Annotated in this window: 10 protein-coding genes; 3 read left to right on the top strand and 7 right to left on the bottom strand. The window is 71.8% G+C overall.

Annotation, left to right across the window (positions count from 1 at the left end; translation table 11 throughout):
- Positions 1-149 precede the first annotated feature (149 nt).
- Together K228_RS0123390 and K228_RS27830 are read right to left on the bottom strand one after the other, a co-directional pair.
- Positions 150-1,616, bottom strand: a complete 1,467-nt coding sequence (locus K228_RS0123390) for a leucyl aminopeptidase family protein (RefSeq protein ID WP_025620569.1) — start codon at positions 1,614-1,616, stop codon at positions 150-152.
- A gap of 243 nt (positions 1,617-1,859) precedes the next feature.
- The gene (locus tag K228_RS27830; protein ID WP_011904620.1) at positions 1,860-2,027 is read right to left on the bottom strand and encodes a DUF3117 domain-containing protein; all 168 of its coding nucleotides are present in this window, start codon (positions 2,025-2,027) and stop codon (positions 1,860-1,862) included.
- Between the two features lie 190 nt (positions 2,028-2,217).
- On the opposite strand from K228_RS27830, the gene K228_RS0123380 reads away from it, so the two are divergent.
- Positions 2,218-3,036, top strand: a complete 819-nt coding sequence (locus K228_RS0123380; RefSeq protein ID WP_025620568.1) for a PaaX family transcriptional regulator — start codon at positions 2,218-2,220, stop codon at positions 3,034-3,036.
- A gap of 4 nt (positions 3,037-3,040) precedes the next feature.
- Entirely contained in the window at positions 3,041-3,832 is a 792-nt protein-coding gene (locus K228_RS0123375) for an enoyl-CoA hydratase-related protein (RefSeq protein ID WP_025620567.1), read from the top strand.
- A 25-nt stretch (positions 3,833-3,857) separates the two neighbouring features.
- On the opposite strand, the gene K228_RS0123370 is transcribed toward K228_RS0123375, so the two are convergent.
- The 4 genes from K228_RS0123370 to K228_RS0123355 are packed head-to-tail and all read right to left on the bottom strand — an operon-like array spanning position 3,858 to position 6,276.
- Positions 3,858-4,469 carry a hypothetical protein gene (locus tag K228_RS0123370; protein ID WP_025620566.1) on the bottom strand — a complete coding sequence of 204 codons (612 nt, stop codon included), beginning with the start codon at positions 4,467-4,469 and terminating at the stop codon, positions 3,858-3,860.
- Positions 4,466-5,065 (bottom strand): DNA-3-methyladenine glycosylase I, encoded by a 600-nt coding sequence (locus K228_RS0123365; protein ID WP_025620565.1) that lies wholly within the window; start codon positions 5,063-5,065, stop codon positions 4,466-4,468. Before K228_RS0123365 ends, K228_RS0123370 begins: the two co-directional genes overlap by 4 nt.
- A gap of 57 nt (positions 5,066-5,122) precedes the next feature.
- Complete coding sequence (locus tag K228_RS0123360) at positions 5,123-5,644, bottom strand: SRPBCC family protein (protein WP_025620564.1); 522 nt, start codon at positions 5,642-5,644, stop codon at positions 5,123-5,125.
- Positions 5,641-6,276 carry a DivIVA domain-containing protein gene (locus K228_RS0123355; RefSeq protein WP_025620563.1) on the bottom strand — a complete coding sequence of 212 codons (636 nt, stop codon included), beginning with the start codon at positions 6,274-6,276 and terminating at the stop codon, positions 5,641-5,643. Before K228_RS0123355 ends, K228_RS0123360 begins: the two co-directional genes overlap by 4 nt.
- Positions 6,277-6,429: 153 nt before the next feature.
- Between K228_RS0123355 and folP the strand changes: the two genes are divergently transcribed.
- Positions 6,430-7,299: a dihydropteroate synthase gene (folP, locus tag K228_RS0123350; RefSeq protein ID WP_025620562.1), complete on the top strand. Its 870-nt coding sequence runs from the start codon at positions 6,430-6,432 to the stop codon at positions 7,297-7,299.
- 65 nt (positions 7,300-7,364) lie between these two features.
- On the opposite strand, the gene ndhC is transcribed toward folP, so the two are convergent.
- On the bottom strand, positions 7,365-7,742 hold the full coding sequence (gene ndhC / locus K228_RS0123345) for an NADH-quinone oxidoreductase subunit A (protein WP_025620561.1): 378 nt from the start codon (positions 7,740-7,742) through the stop codon (positions 7,365-7,367).
- Positions 7,743-7,891: the final 149 nt, after the last annotated feature.

Raw genomic sequence — 7,891 nt, 5'->3', positions numbered from 1 at the left:
CCCCGCCTGCCACTCGTCAAGCACCTCACCACCCAGCACGACCAGTCAACGAGCCAGCACGACTCAAGTCGCAACACCGGGTTGCAGTACTAGGCAACCAGACGCCGACCGGGCAGGGCCGGCCGCCCAACCGTCCGGAGCCGAGCACGTCAGCCGAGCGTGTCCAGCCAGCGCAGGAGCGAACGGACGCCCCAGCCGGTGGCGCCCGGGGTCAACTCCGCGTCCGCCCCTTCCGACCAGGACGGCGCCGACATGTCGACATGCACCCATCGGTCCCGCAGCTCGCCGAGGAACTCGCGCAGGTAGAGTGCCGCCACCACCGATCCGGCGCCCTGGGCCGGCGCACTGTACAGATCGGCGAGGTCGCTGCGGAGGTAGTCGACGTAGTCGGTCGGCAGCGGCAACCGCCACGCCGCTTCACCGGCCGCGTGGACCGCCGCCAACAGGTCCCCGGCGAGGCGGTCGTCCTCGCTGTACAGGGCGGCGGTGCGCTTGCCCAGCGCCACCGCGTTCGCACCGGTCAGCGTGGCCAGATCGACGACCAGGTCGGGCTGGTGTTCCCGTACGGCGTAGGCGAGCGCATCGGCGAGGACCAGCCGGCCCTCGGCGTCGGAGTTGGTGGTCTCGCTGGTCACGCCGCCGTAGTGGCGGATGATGTCACCCGGCCGGAACGCGGCACCGCTGACCATGTTCTCGGCCAGCGGGGCGAGGGTGGTGACCCGGACCGGCAGCCGCTGCATGGCCGCCCCCAGCGTGGCCGCCACCACCGCCGCAGCACCGGCCATGTCCTTGCGCATGAGCTTCATGCCGGCCCGGGGTTTGATCGAGATTCCCCCGGTGTCGAAGGTGATCCCCTTGCCCACCAGCACGACGTGCATCCGCGCCCCGGCCGGCCGCCAGTCCAGCTCGACCAGCCGGGGACCGCTGGCGGAGCCGGTGCCCACCGCGACGATCCCGCCGAAGCCCTCGGCAGCCAGCTCAGCCGGTTCCCGGACCCGCAGGTGCAGGTCGGGCACGCCAGCCGCGGCGTCGGCCACCTGCCCGGCGAACCATTCCGGGTTCTTCACCGACGAGGGCATGTTCACCAGGTCGCGGGCGAGTCGGGTCATCTCCGCGGTGGTGCGGGCGCTGGCGACCACGTCGGCGTACTCCGCCGGATCCGACGCCACCAGGTCAACCGCGGCCAGGGCGGGTGCGGACTTGTCGGCACCGAGCCGGAACCGGTACGACGCCAGCAGCAGCCCCTCCACCAGCCCCCGTACGGCCGCCGGGGTGGCAGCGGCCGGTAGCGGGAGCGTGACGTGCTCCGCGTCGGCCGCCGCTCGGGCGAGAGCGGCCCCGGCCGTCCGCCAGGCCACCTCGTCCCCGGCCCCGATGCCGAACGGAAACAGGCGGGCCGGCACCCGTGCAGGTCGGATCTGGTTCCAGGTCTGGCCGGCATCGCCGCCCAGTCCCGCGACCGGCAGCAGTGCGGCGAGTTCGTCGGCAACTCCGTCCGGCAGGGCCACCGCGACGGGCACCAGCTGAGCTGATGGTTCCGCCTCGGCAGCAGGTCGGACGGGTAGGGCCAGGACATCGAGCCGCTCAGGCTCGGCGAGTAGACGGATGGCGAGCACGCGACGCCGTACCTTCCAGGAAGAGCCTGCGGAGCAACCTCCGCAGGACAGGAGAAAAATCCGCAAAGCGACTGCCGGGGCAGCACGATGGGGTCAGTCGGCGACCGGCGGTGGCCGCCCGGAATCCCGGGCGGCCACCGCCTCGCCGTCCCGCTTCAGCACGCCTCCTGATCCACCGGCGTTCGCACGCCGGTGGATCAGGAGGCGGATGGACCGTCCACGCGAGGCGCGGACGGTCCGTACTCAGCCGGCAGCCGCCCTCAGCGCGTCACCTAGCGCGTTGGCCTCGTCCGGAGTCATCTCGACGACGAGCCGGCCACCGCCCTCCAGCGGGACTCGCATGACGATGCCACGGCCCTCCTTGGTGACTTCCAGCGGACCGTCGCCCGTCCGCGGCTTCATCGCCGCCATGTTGTCTCCCCTCAGACCTGAACCAGGGTCGGTGGGTTGCCCCACAGCCACTTCGCCACGACCACCCGCAACCTTCACCGGGGTGTCGACCAACGATTTTCCCTGATGAACACCGCCGGACCCAAACCGAGGCAGTATTGATGTAACAGAACCTAGCTTATCCCGAGAAGGCCTGTCACAATGTGCGGTCATGCAGGCACGGTCGGCACTCTTCGACCTGTACGGTGACCACCTCCGGCCCCGAGGTGGCCGGGCGCAGGTCGCTGCTCTGGTCAAGCTGCTGGCACCACTGGGCATCGCACCGCCAGCAGTACGGACGGCGGTCTCCCGGATGGTGCGCCAGGGCTGGCTCGAACCCCTCCGGATGGCCACCGGACCCGGATACGCGATCACCCCGAAAGCCGCCCGTCGGTTGGACGAGGCGGCCACGCGGATCTACCGCACTGGCAAAGCCGGCTGGGACGGGCGCTTCGACCTGCTCGTCGTGGCGGCCCCAACCACCCGCCGGGAACGCCAGCGCCTCGCCGCGAACCTGAGCTTCCTCGGTTACGGCACGCTCGACGAGTGCACATGGGTGGCCACCCGACCGGGCGAGGATGTTGACCTGCTCCTCGACGAGGCGGGGGTGCACTACGAGCGGTTCACCGCCGCGCACGTGGCCGGCACACCGGGCGCGATGGGCGTCGTCCGCCGCGCCTGGGACCTGGCCGAGATCGGCCGGGCATACGAGCAGTTCGTCGCCGAACAGCGGGCGCTACTCGGCGGGGTTACCGTACGCAGTCCCGACGAGGAGGCGTACGCCGCCCGGTTTCGCCTCGTGCACGCCTGGCGCACCTTCCTGTTCCGGGACCCGCAGCTGCCGCCGGCGCTGCTCCCCGAGCGTTGGCCGGGCACCGCCGCGGGCAGCTTCTTCGACCGCCACGCGGCCCGGCTACGGCCGGCCGCCGACCGCTACGTCGAGGCCTGTCTCGACACCGGTAACCACATCACTGGACAGAAGGGTCATTGACACCGTGACCGAGCCACTCCTCATCGACCGCACCGACGCCGTCATCACCCTCACCCTGAACCGCCCCACGGCCATGAACGCGCTCGACTCGGCGCTGAAGGAGGCGTTCCGGGACGCCCTGACCGAGTTGGAGAGCGACCGAAGCTGCCGAGCGGTGGTGCTGGCCGGGTCGGGCGGTTCGTTCAGCGCCGGTCAGGACCTACGCGAGCACGTGCGGACGCTGGAGTCCAGCGAGGGTAACCCACTGGACACCGTGGGAACGCACTACAACCCGATCGCCGCCCGGCTGGCGGGCCTTCCCAAACCCGTCGTCGCCGCCGTGAGTGGCATGGCCGCCGGGGCGGGTGCCTCGCTGGCCTTCCTCGCCGACATCCGGGTCGGTGGACCCTCCACCAGCTTCCTCATGGCCTTCGCCAAGGTTGGACTCGCCGCCGACACCGGCGCCTCGTGGACGCTGCCCCGGCTCGTCGGCCACGCCAAGGCCGTCGAGCTGCTGATGCTCGCCGAGCCGGTACGGGCGGCGGAGGCACACCAGCTCGGCCTGCTCAACCGGCTGGTCGCGACCGACGAGGAGGTGCTACCGGTGGCGCAGGAGTTGGCCGCCCGGTTGGCGGCTGGCCCGACCATCGCGTACGGGGCGATCAAAAGGCAGCTCTCCATCGCCGACGCCGGCACGCTCGCCGACGCCCTGGCCGCCGAGGCGCAGGCTCAGTCGATCTGCGGCGCCACCGCCGACCACCGGTCCGCCACCATGGCCTTCGTCGCCAAGCAGAAGCCGGTCTTCGAGGGCCGCTGACGACGCCCGGGGGTCCGCCCCCCGGTCAGTCGTCCTCCTCCGGGTCCTGGTTGGCCTCCTCGCCGAGGACGAACGCCTGCATGGCCAGCTCGTCGCCGGACGGCCAGACGAATGCGGGTAGCTCACGGGGGCCCAGCTCCTGCACGTAGGCCCAGAACTCCCGGACCGCCTCCGCCGATGACACGGCCTCGATCGGCAGGTTGAGACTGACCATCCAGGGCTGCCGTGGCGGAGGCGGGCCGAGTTGGTCGGCCAGCGCCTGGAACGCCGTCGGTTCCAGCGGCGTGACCGGCCCGTCGACCGTCAGGGCATCGGCCAACACCGGGGTGTCGAAAGACCGTCGGGTGTACGTGATCACCAGCCGCGGCTCGGCCCGCTCCGCGGGCGGGCCATCCGGAAGCAGGTCGCCGATGTCGGTGACCTGACCCAGCGCGACCAGCCTCGACGGCGCGTCGGTAAGCACCGCTACCCGATCGCCGGGGCGCGGCCGAGCTCCCTCGGCAGCGATCAGCTCGAGCGTGTCATGGTGCACGAGCCGCTCGGCCTCGTACCGCCCCGGCGGCAGCAGCACGGCCCAGGTGCCCGCGCCGTCGGTACGGGTCGTCCGGCCGGTCCGGTCCGCGGTGTCGGTCGTCATGCACTCCATCCCATCACGTCGCCATCGCCAGCCGGCACGTGGCAACCAACGAGATGGTCGTCAACCATGCCGGTGGCCTGCATCAGCGCGTAGGCGGTGGTCGGGCCGACAAACCGGAAGCCGCGCTTCTTCAACGCCTTCGCCATCGTGGTGGACTCCGCGGTCAGCGCCGGCACCTGTGCGAATGAGGCCGGCCGTTCCCGTCGTGGTGGCGGCGCGAACGACCAGAGCAGGGCGGAGAGGCCGACCGGAAGTTCCAACGCGACCTGCGCGTTGGAGATTGCCGCCTCGATCTTGGCCCGGTTGCGGACAATGCCGGTGTCATCGAGCAGCCGGGCGATGTCCGCCGCGGAGAAGGCTGCTACCGACTCGATCCGGAACCCGTCAAACGCCTCCCGAAACGCGGCCCGCTTCCGCAGGATGGTCAGCCACGACAGCCCGGACTGGAACGCCTCCAGCGTCATCCGCTCGTAGAGGGCGTCGTCGCCGTGCAGCGGGCGGCCCCACTCGGTGTCGTGGTAGACGGCGTAGTCGGGCGTGCCCGCCCCCCAGGCACAGCGGGACGAACCATCAGTACCGATCACGAGGTCAGTCACGCGTCAACGCTACGACACCTCACCGACACCCCGACCGCGCCCGGCCGGACGGGTGGATCAGGGAAGACGGCCCTGCTCCACCCGCCGCCCGAAGCGCCGGAGGGCCTGCGTCAGCCCAACCTTCGAGCCGGGCCACAGGAAGGGCCACACGACCCGCCCAGCCGCCCCGCCGGGCAGCTGGAACCACTCGTGCCAGACGACCTGGGTCCGCTCTCCGGCCAGCGGGGTGCACCGCAGCACGCCGGGGCCGCGCAGCAGCTTCCCGCAGTGGACCACCCGCACCTCGTACGGTGCGTCCACCCGGACCACCCGCATCTCGTCGCGGAGGGTGGCCGGCCCAACCGCGGTGACCGCCTCGACCAGGCTGCCCTCGCCACCATCGCCCTCGACCACCCGGACCTTGGTGAAGGGAATCCATTCGCCCTGTCGTTCCCAGGAGACGAGCGCCGCGAAGACCTGCTCGGCCGACGCGTCAACGATCACCGCGGCGGTAACCTCGGCGGCCCCCGGCTGCGCCACCGGGCGCAGGTCAGCGCCGTCCGGCGCGGTCCGCTCCTCGGCGCCCTCCCCCGCCGTCACACCGACTCCGACCGAGCGGTCGAGTCGGCTACGCCCGCCGGCCGGGTGTCGTCCGCCGATCGGGTGCCGTCCACCGACTCGCCCGCGACCTCACCGCCGGAACCCGTCGCGGAATCTGACCGGGTCCCGTCACCAGACCGAGCTTCGGGATCTGGCTTGGCCTCGCCGCCGGAGCGGGCCTCCTCCGCCGGCTCGTCAGCGGCCTCGCCGGTGTGCGGTCGGGACCGCTGCGCTGCGCCACCGGACGGGTCGCCGGTGCCCCCGGGGTGCGCTCCGACCGCCTGCTCGCGGGCACGCAGGAGCGCCTCCGCATCGGCATTGCGCCCCTCACGCAACGCGGTGACCTCTGCCTCCAGCACTCCGATCAGCTCCGTCTTGTAGCCGATGTCGTACGCCGCCCGGCGCATCGCCTGGTCGACCTGAGCCATGCGGTACCCACGCAACGCGGTATCGAACCGCACCTGACCAACATCGGACTCCCGCAGCGGGCGGGTGCTGGGCAGGGGTACCGCCGCCCCGTCCGGCTCCGCCGGCACCAGACCCGAATCCCGACCGGTGACCAACACCGCCACACCGAAGACCACTGCCGCGACGGTGAGCGCCGCGACCAACAGGAGCAGAACCTGACCCATGCACCAAATCGTGGCACGTCAACCGGGGCGGGGCGACCCCACCACCCCGGATCCCCGGTGAGCAGGCGAATCGACCGCCGGTCCGGCCGAGTCGGTGACCACCGACTAGCGTCATGACGGCCGGGAGGTCCGGCGACACCCTCGGGAGGCGGGATGGCGGACGCACTGCGGCTCGGCCGGCGAACCTTCGGCCCAGGTGAGCTCGGAGTCATGGCGATCATCAACCGCACCCCGGACTCGTTCTTCGACCGGGGCGCGACCTTCGGGCAGGAGAGCGCGCTACGCGCGGTGGAACGCGCTGTCGCCGAGGGCGCGGACATCATCGACATCGGCGGGGTCAAGGCCGGTCCCGGTGCCGAGGTCGACGTGGCCGAGGAGATCCGCCGGACCGTGGCCACCATCGCCGCAGTCCGCGCCGCCTTCCCCGACGTGGTCATCTCGATCGACACCTGGCGTGCCGAGGTAGCCGTGGCGGCGGTGGCCGCCGGTGCGGACCTGTTGAACGACACGTGGTCCGGTACCGATCCGGCGCTGGCTCAGGTCGCGGCGGAGACCGGCGCCGGGCTGCTCTGCTCCCACGCGGGCGGGCTGACGCCGCGCACCCGGCCGCACCGGGTCGCGTACGACGACGTGCTGGCAGACGTAGTGGCGACCGTAACCGGCCTCGCCGAGCGGGCGGTGTCGCTGGGGGTACGGCCCGACGGCATTCTGATCGATCCGGCCCACGACTTCGGTAAGAACACCCACCACTCCCTGGAGCTCACCCGCCGGCTCGACGAACTCGCCGGGACCGGCTGGCCGCTGCTGGTTGCCCTGTCGAACAAGGACTTCATCGGCGAGACCCTGGACCTCCCGGCCGTCGAACGCCTGGAGGGCACCCTCGCCGCCACCGCTATCTCCGCCTGGCTGGGCGCCCGGGTGTTCCGGGCGCACCAGGTCCAGGCGACCCGCCGGGTCCTGGACATGGTGGCCGCCATCCGGGGAGACCGCCCACCCGCGTCCACCCGGCGCGGCCTGGCGTAGCGCACCACCGCTGGGCCCGCGCGGGTGGCCAGGGTCGGCCCGGTCGGCCCGGCGTGGCCGAGCGGTCAGGTCCAGCGCAGGATGTTCTTCCGCCACGCGTAGAGGATGCCCAGCGCCAGCACCGCCACGAAGATCGCCATCTCCACGACGGTGACCAGCCCGTAGCCGCGCCGGTTGAAGATCACGGCCCAGGGGAAGAGAAACACCGCCTCGACTGCGAACAACACGTACAGGTAGGCGTACACGTAGTAACGGATCTGGGCTTGGGCCCAGTCACCGCCCACCGGGTCCATCCCGCACTCGTAGGTAGCGCGCTTACCAGGTGGCTCGGCGGGGCGGGCGGGACGCAGCACCCGGTTGGCCGAGAAGGCCGTCACGAAGAAGAGCAGGCTGGCGAGGAGCAGGAGCCCGAGCATCGCGTAGGAGCCCAGGTAACCGGTCACGGTGGCTCAGACTACCGGTCCGGCCCCCCGCCCGCACCCGTCCGGCCGCGGAGCACGACGAGGGCCGGCCCCGGGTGGGGCCGGCCTTTGTCGGTTGGTTGGTGGTCAGCTGGTGGAGTAGCCGCGGGTGGCGATCCAGTCCGCGAGGG

It is taken from the genome of Salinispora cortesiana (assembly GCF_000484695.1).
GTDB classification, from domain to species: domain Bacteria; phylum Actinomycetota; class Actinomycetes; order Mycobacteriales; family Micromonosporaceae; genus Micromonospora; species Micromonospora cortesiana.
The sequence above is the reverse complement of the archived record's forward strand: the minus strand, read 5'-3'. Positions and strand labels throughout refer to the sequence as shown.